Source organism: Enterobacter cloacae complex sp. ECC445, from assembly GCF_021892025.1.
In the GTDB taxonomy this organism is placed as follows: Bacteria; Pseudomonadota; Gammaproteobacteria; order Enterobacterales; family Enterobacteriaceae; genus Enterobacter; species Enterobacter chengduensis.
The window spans coordinates 53236-73329 of sequence record NZ_JAKLRZ010000011.1 but is presented as its reverse complement, the minus strand read 5'-3'; the positions used below and the strand labels follow the sequence as shown (position 1 = coordinate 73329).

8 protein-coding genes and 4 pseudogenes are annotated in these 20094 nt (G+C 51.3%); 11 read left to right on the top strand and 1 reads right to left on the bottom strand.

The annotated features are described in order from the left end of the window. The first annotated feature begins 107 nt into the window (after positions 1 to 107). From traH to L6R44_RS11700, 8 genes and pseudogenes are all read left to right on the top strand, one after another. On the top strand, positions 108 to 1475 hold the full coding sequence (traH, locus tag L6R44_RS11735) for a conjugal transfer pilus assembly protein TraH (RefSeq protein ID WP_237424375.1): 1368 nt from the start codon (positions 108 to 110) through the stop codon (positions 1473 to 1475). Continuing rightward, entirely contained in the window at positions 1475 to 4339 is a 2865-nt protein-coding gene (gene traG, locus L6R44_RS11730; RefSeq protein WP_237424299.1) for a conjugal transfer mating-pair stabilization protein TraG, read from the top strand. Before traH ends, traG begins: the two co-directional genes overlap by 1 nt. 441 nt (positions 4340 to 4780) lie before the next feature. Beyond that, positions 4781 to 6916: a type IV conjugative transfer system coupling protein TraD gene (gene traD / locus L6R44_RS11725; RefSeq protein WP_237424298.1), complete on the top strand. Its 2136-nt coding sequence runs from the start codon at positions 4781 to 4783 to the stop codon at positions 6914 to 6916. Beyond that, the gene (gene mobF, locus L6R44_RS11720) at positions 6916 to 12021 is read left to right on the top strand and encodes a MobF family relaxase (RefSeq protein WP_237424297.1); all 5106 of its coding nucleotides are present in this window, start codon (positions 6916 to 6918) and stop codon (positions 12019 to 12021) included. The genes traD and mobF overlap by 1 nt, the downstream gene beginning before the upstream one ends. A 1255-nt stretch (positions 12022 to 13276) precedes the next feature. Further along, entirely contained in the window at positions 13277 to 14269 is a 993-nt protein-coding gene (locus tag L6R44_RS11715) for a tyrosine-type recombinase/integrase (protein ID WP_153682276.1), read from the top strand. A 248-nt stretch (positions 14270 to 14517) separates the two neighbouring features. After that, positions 14518 to 15665 (top strand): annotated as a pseudogene (locus tag L6R44_RS11710) (IS3 family transposase). A gap of 151 nt (positions 15666 to 15816) precedes the next feature. Then, a pseudogene (locus L6R44_RS25010) lies at positions 15817 to 16271 on the top strand (transposase); the annotation flags it as partial. A gap of 143 nt (positions 16272 to 16414) precedes the next feature. Further along, positions 16415 to 16516: pseudogene (locus L6R44_RS11700) on the top strand (ISNCY family transposase); the annotation flags it as partial. 457 nt (positions 16517 to 16973) lie between these two features. On the opposite strand, the pseudogene L6R44_RS11695 reads toward L6R44_RS11700, so the two are convergent. Next, a pseudogene (locus L6R44_RS11695) lies at positions 16974 to 17465 on the bottom strand (glycoside hydrolase family 24 protein); the annotation flags it as partial. Positions 17466 to 18183: 718 nt separating this feature from the next. Here L6R44_RS11695 and L6R44_RS11690 point away from each other — a divergent pair. From L6R44_RS11690 to L6R44_RS11680, 3 genes are all read left to right on the top strand, one after another. Next, complete coding sequence (locus L6R44_RS11690) at positions 18184 to 18474, top strand: putative holin (protein ID WP_153682274.1); 291 nt, start codon at positions 18184 to 18186, stop codon at positions 18472 to 18474. A gap of 189 nt (positions 18475 to 18663) precedes the next feature. Further along, on the top strand, positions 18664 to 18849 hold the full coding sequence (locus L6R44_RS11685; RefSeq protein ID WP_153682273.1) for a hypothetical protein: 186 nt from the start codon (positions 18664 to 18666) through the stop codon (positions 18847 to 18849). Next, entirely contained in the window at positions 18842 to 20092 is a 1251-nt protein-coding gene (locus L6R44_RS11680) for a beta-ketoacyl-[acyl-carrier-protein] synthase family protein (RefSeq protein WP_153682272.1), read from the top strand. The genes L6R44_RS11685 and L6R44_RS11680 overlap by 8 nt, the downstream gene beginning before the upstream one ends. Positions 20093 to 20094: the final 2 nt, after the last annotated feature.

Below are 20094 nucleotides of genomic sequence, written 5' to 3'. Positions count from 1 at the left end.
CGATCGCGCTTGTCCCTTATCGATAGCGGATTTAAGCGTTGCCTTTACGTCCTGTTGCCATGCTTCGCTATGCCATCGTCGATTCTCATGCACCAGAGATAACCATCATGTTGAAAATTTTTCTCGCTGGATCACTGATCGTTGCCGCGAGCGCTTCCGCCTTTGCCAGCGTGGACAGTGACCTGAATACGTTCTTCAATAAACTGGGGTTTGAGGGGAATGCAACCGGGGCTGCAGCCTGGCAGGGTCAGGCCGCAGGCTACGTCACGGGAGGGAATCTGTTCTTACGTAGTCAGGTCAAACAGATTCAGGTGATGTCGTTGTCTCCGCCATCACTGACGGCGGGGTGTGGCGGGATTGATGCTTACCTCGGTGCATTTTCCTTCATTAACAGCGATCAACTGCAGCAGTTTGTAAAAAACCTGATGGCCAATTCGCAGGGATATTTTTTCGATCTTGCCTTACAGACGGTGGCTCCGGAACTCAAAGACGCCAAAGACTATCTGCAAAAGATAGCAACAGACCTCAACAGTATGAATATCTCCAGCTGTCAGGCAGCACAGGGAATCATCGGCGGCCTCTGGCCCCGCACACAGGTGTCGCAACAGAAAGTCTGCCAGGACATCGCCGGAGATCATAATTTATTTGCAGACTGGGCGGCCTCCCGTCAGGGATGCACCGTAGGCGGAGAGATGGGCCACGTCATGAATAACGCAAGCCCCCAGGAGAAAGACCAGGTGTTGCGCAGTAAAAATCTGATGTGGGAAATTCTCAGCAGCAATGCCATGTTCGGCGACGATCCTGAGCTGAAGGAGCTGGTGATGAATCTGACCGGGACCCTCATTTACGATGGTAACGGAACGCCTTCTGTACTGGTTCCTCTGGTCGATCATCCTGACCTGATACGGGCGCTTATGTATGGCGGTAGAGTCCAGATCCAGCGGTGTGTTTCGCAAGGGGACTGTCTGAAAACGAAGACAGGGTACGTCACTGTCAGTGCAAACAATGCGCTGGTCAGGAAGGTCGAAACCTTGATTACGGGGATCCGCGACAAATTGCGGACGGATGAAGGACTGACTGAGACTGAAAAGGGATTCATCCAGAGCACATCAGTACCGGTATTGCGCTACCTCATCGATCCTATGCAACTCGATCTCAACGTGAATATGCTGTCCAGACTGTCTGACTACATTGCCTATGACATGCTTCTGCAGTATCTGAAAGAACTCGTCGATCAGGCCAGAATGCAGATGGGTAGCAAAAACTATCCCGACCCCCAGATGGCGGCATTGCGTAAAAATGTCACCGAAGCCTCGGCCCAGGTGGAGGCCCTTCAGCAACAGGTACAGACCAAAGCCGATGCGCTAATCGACCTGGACCGGCAAATGAACTACCTGCGGCAGGCAACGTCCAGTCAGTTACTGGAACGCTACCAGCAGAACTATCATTTCAGCGGGAATGAAGGGGGACTCTGATGGATACGGTCTATGTCCTGACCGGAGGAGAGTTTCTCGGGACTGTTTTTAACGGCGTCGCGACGCTAATGGGCACCACAGAGTGGTCCTCCATGTTTCGGATTGCCGCTCTGATATCCGCGATGGTATTATTCTCCTTCTATCTCCGGGGGCAGGATCCACTGGAGGTCATTAAATTTCTGGCGGCGTTTATCCTGCTGACCAGCATTCTGATGGTCCCTAAACGCACGGTACAAATCATCGATCGTACGGATGCCTCCAGTGTTCATACCGTTGAGCATGTTCCGCTCGGGCTGGCTGCACCCGCAAAATTTATAACAACCCTGGGGACGGCTCTGACAGAAGCGTTCGAGACGGTATTCCACGTCCCGGATTCGGTGACGTACAGTAAAACCGGCATGTTATTTGGCGCAAATCTGGTGGGCACGGCCACGGATTTCATGTTCCGCAACGGAGACCTGGCTGAACTGTTCACAGCCTATGTTCGAAACTGCGTGGTGGGCGACATATTGCTGAACAACAAGTACTCCTTTCAGGCTCTCATGACGAGCACAGATCCCTACTCGCTCATTTTCAGCCAGCCCAGCCCATTGCGCGGCGTGATGGTACCTGCTGGTAATACCCTGGCAAACCGGGAAGGTTTCTGGACCTGCGAGGACCTGGCCAGCCATGTCCTGAAAGCCCAGTTGAATGTCGATACCATGTCAGGCGGTAAAACCTGGGAGTATTACGTTTCCCGGATTACCGGTGCCAGGGCGAACAGCAGCGCTCTGTTCGGCACCCTGATGGCAGACAGCTACAATTACTATTACAGCGGGGGAGAAACGGCGAGCCAGATCATGCGGTCTGCCGTGGTAATGAATGGGCTTAAACAAGGCATTTCAACCTACAGCGCGCATAACGGGGATGCCGCCGGGCTGATTAACCTCGCCACGCAGTCATCCTACGCCAAAATGCGTCTGAGTCAGATTACCTCCGGCAGTATAGCCACGACGTATCTGCCGTTGATGAACACGGTCCTGCTGGCGATGATGATCGGTCTCTTTCCGGTGATGATTCTGCTGGCGACCATTCATTCTCTGACGCTTCAGGTACTCAAAGGGTTTCTCTTCACCCTGATTTATCTTCAGGCCTGGGGGCCTATGTTTGCAATCCTGAACTATGCCGTAAGTGCATGGCTGACCAGTAAAACCCACGCTCTCAGTTTCTCGCTGGCAAATCTGTCCGTTATTCGACAGACCCATGCCGATATCGGTGCCATTGCTGGCTGGCTGTCGCTGTCCATCCCGTTTCTGGCTATGGGACTGGTAAAAGGGCTGGGCAGCGTGGTATCGCAGGCGGGTAATTACCTGGGGACGGCCATGAACAGCACCGCCTCATCTGAAGCCGCGCGTGCCGGTGACGGCGTATGGGCATTCAATAATCTGCAAACCGACAATGTTGCGGGAAATAAATGGGATACGAACTATGCCCGACGCAGCGGGATGGCGACCACTCAACTGGCAAATGGTGCCATGGCCAGCCAGACCCCGGACGGCAGTTCAGTCTACGACACCAGTACCGCGATATCGCGTCTGCCTGTCGATATTCAGTTAGACAGCGCCGCGGTGAGTGGATTTCAGCGCCAGGAGCGTGAGGCGCAAGGGCAATTGCACAATCTGACGACCTCGCTGGGACATACGATTAACTCAGGGGTATCGCAGCTGTCGCAGTGGGCACGTCAGCGTGGTCACAGTGATACTGTCAGCCTGGGTACAGACCAGAGCGTCAGTACCAGCGATGCGCAGGCGATCAGCCAGCTTCAGAGTGTGGTCTCACGATATGCCAGCGACAATCACGTCAGCGAGTCGGAGGCCCTCCGGGCGGCGATGGAGAAGAGTCAGCATCTCGCACTCAGTGCCGGGGCGGGTGCGTATGCGAAAATTGACTCCGGTGATGAGATTTTTGGCAAACTGGCACGTCTCGGCACCGGGGCGAGTGCAGGCGCGGATGTGCACACCAGAGTGGATGCCAGCGGGCAACGCGGAACCAGCCATGGCGTCAGCAGCGAAATCAGCCATCGCAGCGGTCAGTCAAAAGATTTTAGCGTTCAGGATTTGAGGGATATACGTCATGGCATGGATGTCATTACCAGCCACCGCGTCACCGATAACAGCAGCCACACAGAAAATGCGTCCGGTTCACTGGTCAACCAGATGGCCGCGACCTTCAGCGACATTCGCGCTCAGGCAACCCAGCTCAGCGACACACAAACCCGGTCTCAGGAGTCTGCCCGGCTCGCAAGCTTTGTCGAAAATCACAGCGCGGCGATACGCAGCCATGCCACGCAAGAATTTGTGGAATATGTGAAGCAGAGAGTGCCGGATGCCGATGCCATTCTGACCGATGTTTCCACACCACAAGCGCGCGAAAAACGCGAACAGCTTGCCGCGAAATTCGTGCAGGAAAGAATGATGCCACAACTTGAAGCCGAATACCGCAAGGGGCAGCAGCTAACAACACAAGAGGCGGGTTCATCCGCATCGACAGGCGTGTTCTCACAGAAAATAAGCAGTGATTTCAACACGCGTCAGCACGAGATCCTTCAGGCGGCTGCGGTTGAGGGTGCCCGCGACGATGGCAGTCTGGAGGCTGACGTTATTACGCGCCATCATGAATCCCGAACATCACTTGAGACTGATCAGCATGATCTTAATGCCCGGCAGGCAGAAATAACGGCTGACGCGGCTCATCTTTCTCAGGCCTATCAGACCGGGAAAACAGAATTTGATGAAACAAGGCAAAAGGAAACGGCTCGCCAAGAGGCCTCTTCTGCACCGGGCACATTCTCTGAGACCAAAGGCGAAAATAAGCACACCGGGTAACCCACGTGTATTCAGTATTAATAAGCTGTCCATGACATCGTAATGCCGGATGACATCCCCTCGGTTTACCTGAAAGAGTGTTTTCACATCGAACTGACCGATCATATTTAAAATCACTGTATATCAGGCAGGAAGATCCCCCGGCCGCCCGGTTCTTTATAAATGCTCAAATCGCTTGCACTCAATATGTTGCCCTTAAATTCGACTGTTTTGCATTCCTACGTGAGCGGGCACTCACTCTTCGTAAAAAGCACCGAGAGTCCGCACTGGACCAGCAAATTCAACCCAAAAGGGGTATCTGTCGCCTCATCCTTTCAGCCGGATTCACGAATGTGAGACAGAACGGTCTCCCGTTTTCTTATTACCGCGGTTTTCTCCGGGCTTCGTGCATGCCTGTTTCGGTTCCGCCACGCTTTTATATTTCCCCGGCCGGGCAGCGAAATGCCGGGAATTATCGCCTGCAGGAACACTGCCTGGAAGGGATATATATCGGGAGGAGAGATGAGTATAACCAAGCATATCACGCAGGGTGGGCAGGTGTTCAGCTATATGCTGAATATGTTTATGCAGGTTAACCGGCGTATCGCTTTCTGGCTGTGTAATCTTTTTATTTTGCTCGTGCCATTTTGTTTCTGGTTGCGGGTTCCCTGGCAGGAAATCTGCAACGGTGCGTTGTACTGGTGGTTATCCATTACCGCGAGGGGGGAACACGCCCTGTTTATTGTTCCGCCTGTTTATACCGTCAGGTACGAGGGACAGATATTGCATTTCACGTCCGGTGCCATCCTGAAAGATCCCTATATGCGCTATGCCGGTCAGCTGGTTATGCAGGAGCTGGGGATTGCCGTTTTACTCGCCAGTATCGTGGTACTGGTGGCAGGGTATGCCATCTATTACTGGCTAAAACGGCTTGGGGCAAACCAGGCACAGGATGTTCAGACCGGTGGGCGGACGTTAACGGAAAATGTGAGATCCGTCACGCGCATGCTGCATCTGTCGGGAAAGGCGTCGACACTGCATATTGATCAGCTGAGTCTGGTTCGCGACAGCGAACTTAAAAATCTGCTCCTGCACGGTACGCCCGGGTCCGGAAAATCGAATGCGCTGAATAAATTGCTCCGCCAGCTTCGGGCGCGAGGGGATATGGTGGTGGTGTATGACAAAGGATGTTCACTCGTAAAACGTCACTACAACCCGACGACCGACAGATTACTGAATCCGCTCGACAGGCGCTGTGAGTACTGGGATCTCTGGCTGGAGTGCCAGTCCACACCGGATTACGATTCCGTCGCCAATACGTTGATCCCGCAGGGCACGCGCGAAGACCCCTTCTGGACCGGGGCTGCCCGTACGATTTTTACTGCGGTTTCTGCTCGTCTGAAAAACGATCCTCAGCGGACCTACAACCGTTTGCTGCGTACCCTGTTGGCCATCAATCTGGAGGCATTACGCGAATACGTTGCGGGTACAGAAGCCTCTAATCTGATGGAGGAAAAAGTGGAGAAAACAGCGATCTCCATACGCGGTGTTCTGACTAATTATGTGAAGGCACTGCGGTATATGCAGGGAATCGAACGCACCGGCAGGCCACGTTTTGCTATCCGGGAATGGATGACACGGGTAAATGAGCCCGGACAGCATCGCGGCTGGCTGTGGATCACATCAAACGCCCGACAACACACGTCGCTTAAACCTCTGATCTCCATGTGGCTGGCTCAGGCCGCAAACTGCCTGCTGGAAATGGGGGAAAACTCGAACCGTAGGGTGTGGTTTATTTTTGATGAGCTCACCTCCCTGCATAAACTTCCTGAATTGCCGATGGTCCTGTCTGAAGCCCGTAAATTTGGTGGCTGCTTTGTCCTGGGTTTCCAGAACAAACCGCAGCTGGATTTCACGTATGGAAAAGACTTTGCCGACGCAATGATGGACCTGCTCAATACGCGATTCTTTTTCCGTTCACCGGATGAAGGTGTGGCCAGCTACGTCATGCGTCAGCTGGGTCAGCGGCGCGCCCGCATCTTCAGTGAGCAGTACAGTTATGGGGCTGATACGGTACGTGACGGGGTCTCATTCAGTAAGCAGGAAGAAGATCGGTATCTCGTTAACTATTCGGATATACAGTCCCTGCCAGATTTAAGTTGCTTTGTCACACTCCCCGGGCAATACCCGGTGGTGAGAATGAATATGCGCTATGAAGAGCTCGATACCATCGCACCTGATTTTCTTCCGCGTGAGCTCAATGACAGCCTGGATCAGGAAATAGACGCGGAAATCAGCTCCCGCGACCAGGGGAATGAACGTGTGATGCGGCTGCTTGCGTCGCTTGAGGGCGGTCCCGAAGAAGTCGTTACCGCGGGCCGTGCCTGCGACGCTGGCCATCAGGCCTCAACAGATGATGCCACCGAAAAGCGGGCGATGCCGGAAGGCATGGTCGCTGAGAAGATGACCGGGGAAAGGGGAATGAACACGGAGGAGGAACGGACAGGCTTGCCGGCGCAACATGCGCTACGTGCAACCGAGCAACATCTTCTCACCCACCCCCGTTCGGATAACACCCAGCCCGGAGATGACTGGTAATGCTGACGATCGCCCCGGTCGCCAGCGGCGGTGCGGATTATTACCTTGCCGGGGACAATTATTATTTTCTGGGGGAAAAGGCCTCCTGCTGGATGGGGACGCTTGCGCAACCGATGGGCCTGCAGGGGTACGTAAAACCCCAGGATTTTGACCGCGCGCTCGCGGGTTATTTCCCGGGCGGGATCAGTCTGGCAAGAATGTCTGGCGGAAAAAATATCCATCGGCCCGGCTACGATCTGACGCTGTCTGCACCCAAAAGTGTCTCCGTTCTCGGACTGGTCATGGGGGATCCGCGCTTTCTGCAGGCACACCAGCAGGCGGTCAGCGTAGCGATGAATGAAATAGAACACCTCGCCACAACACGAATAATGTGTGACGGTGTGAAGCAGACCGTCATGACCGGAAAAATTCTGGCCGCTGCGTTTCATCATGATACGTCACGGGAGCTTGATCCCCACCTCCACACACATCTCATTCTCCTCAACATCACGGAATATCAGGGGCGCTGGAGAACACTTTCCAGCGATAAGGCCGGGAAAAGTGGTTTCATTGAAACCCTCTTCGCCCTCCAGGTGGCCCTTGGAAAAATTTATCGCCATGAGCTTCGTCAGCGAATTGAAGCGATGGGCTTCGAAACGGTCATTACAGGCAAACATGGGCTGTGGGAAATTGAAGGCGTGCCTGTGGGGGTATTTTCAAGGCGTGCCGAACGTATACGGGCTGCGGTGGGTGAGGGGGCTCCCCTGAAAGCACGCGATATCGCAGCGCTGGCAACCCGGCGGCAAAAACAGGGATTGCCGGACCGGTCGATGCTGCTGGCGGACTGGAAGCAACGTCTGGAACAGAATGGCTTTACCTATCCGACGCTGCTGAAGGCGGCGGCTGAACGAGGCAGGCGGGAGCGTGAAGCCATCGCAGAGATGCATACCCTCCCTGCCGATGTTCGCCAGTCAGTCAGGGATGCCATATCGCTGCTCAGCGAGAAACGTACCCGCTTTACGTACTCCGACGTGCTGAACCGAAGCCTGAATAATCTTGATGCCCGATCGCATATTGTCCGGCTGGCCCGACAGGCCATCGAGGAGGCAATCAATGCTCAACTGCTTATCCCCCTCGATCGTGAAAAAGGCCTGTTTACGTCTTCGCTCCATCTTCTGGATGAACTCAGCCTGCAGGACCTGGCGGGCCGGATACGAAATGAGGCCGTGCCCGGAACGGCACGAACGCGATGTGCTGCGGACGTATTGCCGACATCACTGACTGACGGGAGGCTACCCATCGCCATTATCAGTCTGGCCGGAGGGATGCAAAACCTGGGTAAAACGGTTCTGGCTGCCGCTGACCTTGCCAGGTCGCAGGGGCGCGCATTCCGTGTTCTGGCCAGTGATAAGGCCGTTGCGCGGTTTCTGGAAAAAGAATCGCTCGAGTCAGGAACGGTGCTCACCCTCGACATGCTTTCGCAGGCCCCACTGCCGGAAAAGGCCATCTGGGTTGTCGCCGGAGCTGAAACCCTTTCCGTCCGGGACACCGTAACCGTGATGGATACCGTACTGCGCACACAGTCACAGCTCCTGATGATCGACAGCAGCGGCAGGCAGGGAACCGGCAATGCGCTTCAGCTCCTGGAAGATACTGGCGTGGTCAGGCTGCACGGGACATCGACGCCGGTCACTTATGCTGTGAAGAGCGAGGAGGATAAGGTTCAGCGCTATGCCTTACTGGCGGAGGAGTATGCGGGGTATTTCAGGAAAGGTGAAACAGTGGCCGCGCAGGTCAGTGGACCCCGCGAGCAGGCTGCTCTGACCGCCAGGATCCGCCAGACGTTATTTGAGCGAGGATGCCTCGGTAACAAAACGGTCAGGGTCGATACACTGCTGCCTGTATGGCTGGACCGCAAAAATCGCCGTCAACTGGATACCTACCGGGAAGGGATGGTGCTGGAACACCGGGAACCCGAAAAACGCTCGGTGGTGCGCTACACCATCGACAGAGTCAGTCCCGAAACACGGTGCCTCAGGTTACAGGATGACGCTGGCCATAAAACAGGCGTGAAGTTGAGCCAGATGAATGCTGACTGGGGGTTGTATCAACCGCACACGATTGAGGTTGCTGAGGGGGAAAAACTCATCTGGTTCGCCCGCCAGGGAAAAATGAGCGCGCGTGACAGTGTCACGGTGAAATTCATACAAGACACGAGCCTGACGGTGAGGCATCGCGGTAAAGACCGTCTCATTTCCCTGCATGAACCGTTAAAAGCAGGTTATGGTTATGTCACCACACCGGGAGGCTGTGTCCAGGAAAAGGGGGTTGTCCTTGCCGCCGTCGCAGGGCGTGAAATGACGGGCAGAATGCTTGGCACGCTGGCCCGGAGCGGACACTGCATTCGCATCTTTACGTCACTTGCACCGGAGGATGCCCGGCGGCGGCTGTCACGCTTTTCAGGCCCCAGAACCGTGCTTTCTGAGGTAAAACAGAACGAAGACGAGCTGGCGACCGCCCTGGATACCCGGCGGGACGCGTTAATGAGCGTCACGGAAAAAGCAGTCAGACAGGCCGTCAGCCTGACGCAGGGCAGCAATGTATTTTTTAACCGCATGGACGTACTCGCAAATGCACTGCCGCTTCACCCCTCTCTTGGCAAAGAGGCCGTGGACAGAGAACTGCGCCGGCAGATCCGCACCGGCGAGCTGATCCCTGTACCCGGGCCGCAGGGGGCAGCGCTGCAGCGCTATGTGACGGCCGAAACATACGAGGCCGAGAAGCGCATTATCCGGCTTGTGGCGGAGGGGCTGGGCACGCAACCGCCTCTGATCGCGCCGGGCACGGTGACCCTTCCGGCAGGACTCACGGACGGCCAGCGCCACGCGTCCCGGCTGATCCTTGAAAGTGCCGATCGTTTTGTGGCCATTCAGGGCTATGCCGGGGTGGGAAAGACAACGCAGATGAGGGCGGTCCTCACAGCACTTGAGACCCTGCCGGCACACGGACGGCTACAGGTAGTCGGGCTGGCTCCGACGCATCGGGCCGTGGGCGAAATGGGGCTGTGCGGGATAAAAGCCCAGACGCTGGCCAGCTTTCTGATGGAAACGGAACGCGAGATTCAGTCAGGGGGCGCTCCTGATTTCCGGCATACTCTTTTTCTGATGGATGAGTGTTCTATGGTCGGAAACCGTGATTTCGCCGACTGTATGCAGCATATCGCGAACGGGGGGGGACGAGCCGTATTATGTGGCGATCGCGACCAGCTGCTCTCGGTTGCGCATGGCACACCGTTTACTTTATTACAGGAGCGGAGCCCCCTGGACACGGCGATCATGAAGGATATCATTCGTCAGGTGCCCTCGCTGCGGCCTGCGATTTATGCATTGACGAACCGTTGTGTGCCCGCAGCACTGGATATTATCCGTCAACAGGATCCAGATACCGTACCGCGCGAGCCTGACCAGTGGAAACCTTCCGGGTCCGTGATAGCGCTGCCGCAGACGGCTGAGCAGAAAAAAGAGGAAGGCGATCGTGTCCTCGCTGCGGTAGTGGCGGATTTTACGGGACGGACGGAAGAAGGCCGATCATCCACCCTGATTGTCACTCAGACGAATGCGGATAAAAATGCCATAAATGTTGCCATCCATCAGCGATTGCAGACCTGCGGCAAGCTGGGGACGGAAACGGTTATTACGGTTCTGGACAGAGAGAAAACGCACAGCGAGCGGCTCAAATCCGTGCAGGGAATGGCTGAACATGCTGGCAAGACGGCGTTGATTAACGAGCGTTACTACGGCATTCGCGCCAGAAAAGACGGCCAGACAGGCGGGATAGTGGAGCTGGTGGATGACGCCGGACAGGTGCAGCTGTTCTCTGCCTTTGAAAGTAGCCTGCGCGACGTGGCTATTTTTACGTCTCGCCAGATAGCCGTCTCTGTTGGCGAGTATGTGACCTTTTCTCGTTCCGATCGTGAGCGGGGACGCAACGCGGGCGAAAACTGGCGGGTGTCTGCAGTCGCCGAAACCGGCGAAATTCACCTGACCCGCGGTAATGTCACCCGGATACTGAAACCGGGTCAGGAGATGGCAGACCGGCACCTTGATTATGGCTACGCCGGCACGACACACAAGGCACAGGGCGCGAGCGCCAGATATGTCATTGTTCTGGCAGGCGCAGAGGGCGCGCGGGCGTCTCTCGCCACGCTGCGGGAGACCTATGTCGCGCTGTCGCGGGCAAAAGAGCACATTCAGATTTACACCGATAATCTCGCCAGATGGCTGGAACGGGTTTCCGGATCGTCAGACCGTCCAACTGCACATGATATTCTTCTGAGTGAAAAAGAGCGCATGACGGCGCTGGCCCGGCGTCTGTGGAAGGAGGCAAAACCTCTGAAAAAAATGGCCTGCGACCCTCTCATACAGCATCTGCCAGGCGTATGTCGGGAGGCCAGGGTAATCCCGGCAGGAAAAAAATATCCCTCTCCCCATATCGCCTTGCCGGTGTTTGGTCCCGCCGGAAAACTGGGGGCAATTATGCTCTGTCCGGGAGAACGTGATGAGAACGGCCTGCTACGTCGGCTGTCTGGTGAATGGCACTGTCTGGGGGGAGACGAAGCCGGGTTTACGCTGATACAGCGCAGCGCCAGCGGGAAAACGCGGGAGGCTGATTCAGTCAGTCATGGTCTGATCCTGGCGAAGACATGCCCGGAAGATGGCGTTATTGTCAGAGCGCCAAAGGCTACGCTGCAGGATTTAATTGTCCGACGTGTGACAGGAGGAACTGTTACGGATATTATCGGCAGGGAAAGTCCGGGGATGGGCGTTCCACCGTTTGCTGAGACGTCTCGCCTCAGAAAGAATGACAGACTGAATATGGACGAGGCGGTAAAAGCAGAAGTACTGCGCCAGCAGAAGGAGGCTCGTGATTACAGCCAGTCTGTCGTCGCGTTTACGACCAGAGAGGTAAGCCCAGTACATCATCTTTGTTATCCGGAGCCCGAATTTGAGAAGGGGGGGCATAATTTGTCTGAGCGACATGTGGGAAGACAGGCCCTGGCGAAGGAAGAGGAGGGGCTACAGACTTACCGGGGCATGGCGAAGGAGAGAGATGAACCGGACCGGTAATCCGGGTCATCAGAACAGGAGTTAAGATATCCACAGATTCGAGGGATATCGTTTCCGCAACCTGTGTATAAGCAGGTGGCAACCGTCAATTTGACGGGAGATTTACTAAACCTCGGTAGCTTTTACAATGAATACTCTTTTCGTAACGTCACAAATAATTATGTAAAGACAATACTTTCTGTTTGGAAGCAATAACTTTCTTACTGTTGATACAGTATTTATTCTTTTTGTGGCCTTGTTGGGTACACTAATTGAGGCACAAGAACAGGAGTCGTTTCTGAGATATTTCAAGAGGGGGTATTATGGTTTCTACTGAGGATGTTTGCATAAGGAACAATAGTGTTATACATGTCCGGAAACGTCTTGTCGTCGATTTATTATTATCCTTGCTCGCTCTTCCTGCTATCAGGAAGTAAAGGGCTCTATGGTAATTAAGTGATAAAATTCAATGATATAATATAATTGAGGCAGCGTGAGAAGCTGAGGGACGGAAAGTGTACCGGGTGGGCGGGTATGATTGAATCCACGCGATTTGTCAGCATTGCTGTCGACAAAAAATCTCTCTTTGTTGATAACAAAATAGATTTCTAGTATTACAACTCGTCAATTAGACGCGTTTTATAAATTTTTTTATAAGTGTAGGATCTCTATTCTATAAAATACTAAGGCTTTCTAAACCGTGTTTCGCAACAAATTGAAGATCCACGTAACAAAATAACAATCATCGTCGGAATGATTTCATAATAGATGATAAGGAGGATGACAGATGCCGGGACATCACTCATGGCTAAGATTTTTTAAGAATATAATAATGTGTGCCATTATATTGCTTATTATTCTAGGTATTCTGGCTTACTGGATTTTTCCATGGTCACCAGGTATCGGCCAGACCTTTTAAAGGGAAGAGTGTCATGAGAGCCTCTGCCTTCGCAGGGATTGCCCGCGCACTAATCCTGTCAGTAAGTTCTTTTTTGTTTTCTAGCCAGCTCTTAGAGTTTGCAACATTGCCTTTGACATAAATGAGCATCAGCCAGTTGCCGGGCAGAGGTGCCGGCGCAGGATGTTGAGGTAGTGTTCGGAACCCCCATCTGTGCAGTCTCCCTTCCCCATTTCACGGCTCGCAGGCTCTAAAAATACTGTACTTATTAAAATGTACCTTTGAAAAAGTAGACTTTCTCAATGTGCTTCTGGCAGTATCATTTATCCCGATATTTAATGTGCTAACCGGATGCTGACTGGCCGGAAGAGAGTCTGAATGAGCCTGCTAAACGAGGAACCCGACCAGAACCGTCCGGTGCCATCACTTTCCCCCAATCATGAATACCTGCCCGCGCTGGCCGGAGCGGATAATCCGGTGGATCCTGCCCGGGCCTACCTGCTGTCGCTCAATTCCCCGCGCAGCCGGCAGACGATGGGGTCTTTTCTGGGTGTGGTCGCCCGATTACTTGGAGCTGAAAGCGCCACTACCTGTATCTGGGGAAGTCTCCGCCGCCATCACATAATTGCGGTCACTGAGCTCTTAAGGGATACCGGAAGGGCCACGGCTACCATCAACACCTACCTCTCGGCCCTGAAGGGGGTGGCCAGGGAGGCCTGGATGTTGAAGATGATGGACGTCGAAAGCTATCAGCATATTCTGGCCGTGCGTAATCTGAGGGGGAGCAGGTTACCCCGCGGTCGGGCCCTGACAACCAGTGAAATCAGGCATCTTTTTTCGGTTTGCGAGGCTGACAAAAGCTGTATCGGACCCCGCGACGCAGCTTTGCTGGGGACAATACTCGGATGTGGTCTGCGTCGTTCAGAAGCTGTCGAGCTGGATTTAAGTGACATTATCACGCATGAGCGTGCGCTCAGGGTGCTGGGCAAAGGCAATAAAGAACGTCTTGCGTATATGCCGGCCGGGACCTGGCAGCGACTCCAGACGTGGATTGATGAGGTACGCGGTGAGAAAGAGGGACCTCTGTTCACGCGAATCCGCCGTTTTGATACCCTGACCAATGACAGGCTGACCGACCAGGCGGTGTACCATATCCTGCAGGTACGACAGAAGCAGGCGTGTATTGCGAAATGTGCTCCGCATGATTTGAGACGAACGTTTGCGACCGCGATGCTGGATAACGGCGAGGATCTCATCACGGTAAAGGATGCACTGGGTCATGCCAGCGTCACTACCACCCAGCAGTATGACCGCCGCGGTGAAGCAAGATTACAGACAGCGCGTGAGCGTCTGAATCTGTTCGGCCTGTGAAGATAAATACAATTCTTGAGGAGATAAAGAACGTAATAACTTCAGCAGTTTAGAACTGATGCTTTGAGTTAAACCAAAGTTTAGTATGACTATGTTCTTTTTCACGCCGAACCATCACTCCATAAAATGCCATCTAATTTCATCGAGTTATCCCTACTTTAATAGTCCCCCATGAAATCATTAACTGAATCGCCACGGGTTTAACAGACACCTCGGAGTCATTTAAGATGACTTAACGAGAGGTGCCCATGAGCGGTAAACGTTATCCCGAAGAGTTTAAAATTGAAGCAGTCAAACAGGTTATTGATCGCGGTCATTCTGTTTCCAGCGTTGCAACACGTCTCGATATCACCACCCACAGTCTTTACGCCTGGGTAAAGAAGTACGGTCCGGACTCATCCACTAATAAAAAACAGTCAGATGCTCAGGCCGAGATCCGCCGACTCCAGAAGGAGTTGAAGCGGGTTACTGACGAACGGGACATATTAAAAAAAGCCGCGGCGTACTTCGCAAAGCTGTCCGACTGAGGTACGCCTTTATTCGTGACAACTCCCGTTGCTGGCCTGTTCGTCTGCTCTGCAGGGTGCTGGATGTTCATCCCAGTGGCTTTTACGCCTGGTTTAAGCAACCGTATTCTCAGCGCCATCAGGTAGATCTGAGACTGACGGGACAGATCAAACAGTTCTGGCTGGAGTCCGGTTGCGTTTATGGTTATCGCAAGATCCATCTGGACTTGCGGGATAGCGTGCAACAGTGAGGAGTGAACAGAGTCTGGCGACTGATGAATCGTGCCGGGATAAAGGCTCAGGTCGGGTACCGTAGCCCGCGGGCACGCAAAGGCGAGGCCAGTATCGTATCGCCCAACAGGCTCCAGCGACAGTTCAATCCGGATGCTCCGGATAAGCGTTGGGTAACGGACATAACCTACGTCAGGACCCACGAAGGCTGGCTGTATCGTGCTGTGGTTGTTGATCTGTTCTCACGCAAAATTATCGGCTGGTCAATGCAATCACGGATGACAAAGGACATTGTCCTGAACGCACTGCTGATGGCTGTATGGCGGCGTAATCCCCAAAAACAGATGCTGGTTCACTCGGACCAGGGCAGTCAGTACACAAGTCATGAGTGGCAGTCGTTCCTGAAAGCACACGGCCTGGAAGGGAACATGAGCCGTCGCGGTAACTGTCACGATAATGCGGTTGCAGAAAGCTTTTTCCAGTTGCTGAAACGCGAACGGACAAAGAAAAAGATCTACGGAACACGGGAAGAAGCCCGCAGCGATATTTTTGATTACATCGAAATGTTTTATAACAGTAAGCGTCGGCATGGTTCAAGCAATCAGATGTCACCGGCAGAAAATGAAAAGCAGTATTATCAACGGCTCGGAAGTGTCTAGATTATCCGTGGCGATTCATTTAGCTCTGTTCAATATGGCACTGGACAGTAAGCTTTGAGGCTGTGATCTGGTCAAATGTGGCATATCCATTCTTTAAGCATTTTATTGCCCCGTATTATGATGTTCAGCGGCGTAAATAATAACAGCACTGCGGTACCTGAAGCGACCGCCGGTGTCGGCGGCGAAGCTGAAGCACTACAGCGGCGATGTCGCGGTGCACCATTATTACGACCACCGGACTCAGCAGTACCGCCAGCAGACGCTGACTCAGGAGGAGATGATCGTACGCTATATCAGTCATATCCCGGAGAAGCATTTTAAGATGGTGCTTTACTACGGTTTTTTGTCAAACCGTAAACGGGGAGAGTTGTTGCCAAAGTGTATGAAACCTTGGAGATGGAGGTGAGGAAAAAAAATCAGAGCAGCCGGGCTTCGCCGCGCTGATTAAGGCATTCCTGCGCACGGATCCGTACAAATGCCTTCTATGCGGCAACCGACTAAGCTTCAGCAGTACACAGGCAGGCCGTGGAGTTAGTGGCAGAGAGGCTGCATAATATTGACCGGAAACGATGGCTTCTGCACAGAATGCGGGACAGGTGCGTCTGAAAAACAGCTTTCAGATTAAAAGCTGGTCGAAAATAGCATTTTTCGCCATAACGTTCCCGATGGCCCATCATTACTGCATTGTTGACACTTCTGTTCATGATCAGGAAATTCTAAAAAGATGATTCAGTTTCCTAATCATCAAGCTGGAAGTTGCCCGTACTATGCTGCAGAACGGCATCGACCATAATACCGTCATGAAAATGACGGGTCTGAGCGAATACGACCTGACGCTGATCCGCCACTGAGTAATCTTTTCTCAAATCCTCTAACCGAACGGCAGCAGGCTGGGCATTAACTGGCTTCCATTCAACCCCAAGGATTTGACCTCACGTGGGGCTGAACAGTCCGACGGGCGCGTTAGTCAGGCATTGATGCCATCTTATACTGACATAACAAATTTGAGCATTATACCTCATCATAGGATCGGCCAGACGCAGTTACTGCCAGCGAAAGTGCGAAAGCCAATGGTAACGGCATAATCGGTCCTCACAAGGGCATGGCAGTATCTGTATCCATTTGTTCATAGAACAAAGGTCATTCATCAAGAATTTCTTTATGACTAAGATGCATTTCGATCAGTTCACGGATCTTTTGGATGTTTTCGGCCATATTTTTTACCTCATCAAAAATGCTGACCACTTCCGAGGGTATATCTCCCACCTCATTCGGAGTTGTTGAAGGCTGTTTTTTTAACTTATTCAGTGCGGTGTCAAAAACGACAAGTAGCTGATCCATTTTATGCTCAGGCTGCCCGTAACCCGCACCAGGAAAAGAGGCCCAGATATTTGCAGTTCTTGAAATAGCCTCCCGTATCCGCAGTTCTTTGATGTCAGACAGAGCCCCGCGTTCACGAATAAGTTGTATTGCCCATAAATCTTGTGACAGTGGGCCAAAGTCAGGCAATTTAAGCTGATTCCTGTAATGTTCCCAGTGGGTTCTGAGGAATTGATATCGCCCTGATGCGCTGGAAAAAAGGGAACCTGTAATATGTTTTGGTGCTCTCCCTCCACTGAAGGGATGTGAACTAAAATCAGAGAAAATCTCCGAACCATCACTACCTGTAACAATCACATCATACCCATCCATTTTAGTCAAAGAATGGATGGTATTACACGTTCCCTCTGACCATGAAATCATATCTAAAAACGCACAAAGGTGAATGTCACCCGTTTGTTCTTCGGAGATATATGGCATGTGTCGCCCCTCACTATATAGTTAAATCATTAAGGTAAGTGCTATGACGCAATATTATCTTATAAAGGAATAACATGATGTATGTTATCCCATTCTATACATCACTAATCAAGGTTGAAGGTATGAACTCAGGATGCGGCTATAAAACACCACTACTTTTTCATGATACCACCCACAGTTAAAAGTGGGTTTTAACCATTAAAAAAGCAGATTCTCCATGAAGCTATATACTGCCCACATATTATTAATAGTATGAGCTGTTGATTAAGTCCACATGGCCTGAATCTTTTATTGAAATTTACAAAGAATAACTGATGCATGACGATTGACTGACAGAATTTTCTAAACGAAACATCAACAAAATACAGATATGCGTTGTGTTACTCTTATAACTCTCGCTGAGTGCCGGCATACCTCTATTTAAGAGTTTTTATGCCAAAAGGATTATGTATTTACATTTGCAGTTTATTTATATAGATATACAAATCAGTAGGTTATAGGAATTAATCATACAAATATATAACTTTAACCGATCGTTAACTCAAGCTTGATAGTCTTTGCCTATTGATTTTGATGTTACTGATCGATAATAACAGTTTTTGTTTTTTTAGTTTTACGTCTAGCTTTAAATAAGTTGAACACAACTCAGAAAAGGCCCTTAACAGGACAAAAATTTATCTTCGGGCGTCGACCATTAAACGTGTTGAAAGAGGGGTATATGATTTCCGCAATCAGTGATTTAGACATGGCGGTAATCCTGGCATCTTTGTCTGGGGCGCTTTGCTTTATGCTCAATCAAAAGCATTTCAATCGCAGTCAGAGGCCTGTTGCATTTTTCATTTCATTTACTATTGGTATGATAGGATCTGATTTAACTTTGATGGTTTTCAATGAGTTTGTTCCCGGAGTTTATACTGATGAGCGAGCGATTGGAGCCTTTATATGCAGCGCTCTAGTTGTCACTATTACAATGAATGTAACTTTATGGATCAATAGTCGATTCAAATAACAATGGATATTTGTTGTAATATGGATATTTGAAAAAGTATGTAGAGTATGCTTATGTATTTATCCGTTAATGTTCATCCTTAGTACTGATTGGACATATCGACTTACATCGTGAAAATGATCAAGTTAAGTCATAACTGAAATATTCAATCGCTGCAACGGGATTTCAAGATTTTCTGAAGGAGAACAAATGTCAGCATTAAGAGTTGATATAACTGGAGTAGTAACAGTGATTAACGGAGTGGGAAACGTTGAACGTGCATGGGGAAAATACATTAAAAAAGACTTAATGTTTCCTGTAAATGTTTCAACACTGAATGTAGTGTTCGGTCGTAATAACATAAGCCAACCGATTGAGGTGAGTGAAGATGGATGAAAAAAGGGTAGTGATAACCGGAATGGGTGCCATCAATGCTGGTGGTAAAAATGCTGATGAGTGCTGGGAAAGCATAAAAGAAAAGAAGCTATTTTTTTCACCGGTAGAGTTTGACAATACAAATATCACAGCACGTTTTTTTTCATTTTTACCGCCGGACCCTGGCCGGTTCAGCCATTTACCAAAGTCACTGACTCATTTTTTACCTGAATGCGGAAAACTGGCCCTGGAAAGCTGCAGACAAGCTGTTACCAGAGCTTTTGGCGCTCACGCCATGCCGACAGACTACTACGATAATTTCGACTGTGGTGTCATTCTTGGAAGTGGTTGGGGGGGGTTGGACAATGTCTATAATTTTGCGAGTCAGTTTTCTACAGCTGGCATTACGCATCCCAAAAGTAATCTGATAACCATGGCCGGTTCTATGACTGCGGCCTGTGCCATGATGTATGGCCTGAAGGGATATCAAAATACCATCATGGCAGCTTGTGCTACCGGGACAATGGCAATTGGCGATGCGTTTGAAATTATCCGCTCAGGACGTGCGAAATGTATGCTGGCAGGGGGGGCCGAGTCATTAAGAACAGCATTCAATATCTGGAGTATAGATATATTGAAAGCATTGTCTAAAGAAAGCCTTCATGCGGAAAAAGCATCCTGCCCGTTTAGCTTGGATCGTTCCGGTTTTGTGCTGGCGGAAGGGAGTGCTGTGGTTTGTCTGGAAGAGTATGAATCAGCTCTGGACCGTGGTGCTACCATTCTGGCTGAAGTTAAAAGCTATGCGCAGTATGGCGATGGCGTGAATATTACTCGTCCAGACGAAAATATGGCTTCACTGACTAATACGATAAAAATGGCCATTGAGCGTTCTGGCTTTTCGACCAGTGAGGTCGATTACATTAATGCGCACGGTACGTCAACACAATTGAATGATCTCTATGAAACAAGAGCGATCAAAAAAGTATTTGGTAAGGGAGCCTATGCAATCCCCGTTTCCAGCACAAAATCGTATACGGGTCACTTAGTTGGTGCCGCCGGAAGTTTTGAAACGATAGTTTGTGTTAAGGCTATCAATGACGACATTTTACCCGCAACGATCAATCTGCATCGTCCTGATCCTGAATGTGATCTTAATTATTTACCAAATGAACATCTTTCCGGCCTTTCGCCACGAGTGGCGTTGAATCTCAGTGCGGGATTCGGTGGTCATAATGCAGCACTGGTTATTGCAAAGGTAGAGTAGTG

Coding starts and splice junctions, on each gene's coding strand:
- traH (WP_237424375.1), top strand. CDS start 108: ATGTTGAAAATTTTTCTCGCTGGATCACTGATCGTTGCCGCGAGCGCT.
- traG (WP_237424299.1), top strand. CDS start 1,475: ATGGATACGGTCTATGTCCTGACCGGAGGAGAGTTTCTCGGGACTGTT.
- traD (WP_237424298.1), top strand. CDS start 4,781: ATGCCGGGAATTATCGCCTGCAGGAACACTGCCTGGAAGGGATATATA.
- mobF (WP_237424297.1), top strand. CDS start 6,916: ATGCTGACGATCGCCCCGGTCGCCAGCGGCGGTGCGGATTATTACCTT.
- L6R44_RS11715 (WP_153682276.1), top strand. CDS start 13,277: ATGAGCCTGCTAAACGAGGAACCCGACCAGAACCGTCCGGTGCCATCA.
- L6R44_RS11690 (WP_153682274.1), top strand. CDS start 18,184: ATGATTTCCGCAATCAGTGATTTAGACATGGCGGTAATCCTGGCATCT.
- L6R44_RS11685 (WP_153682273.1), top strand. CDS start 18,664: ATGTCAGCATTAAGAGTTGATATAACTGGAGTAGTAACAGTGATTAAC.
- L6R44_RS11680 (WP_153682272.1), top strand. CDS start 18,842: ATGGATGAAAAAAGGGTAGTGATAACCGGAATGGGTGCCATCAATGCT.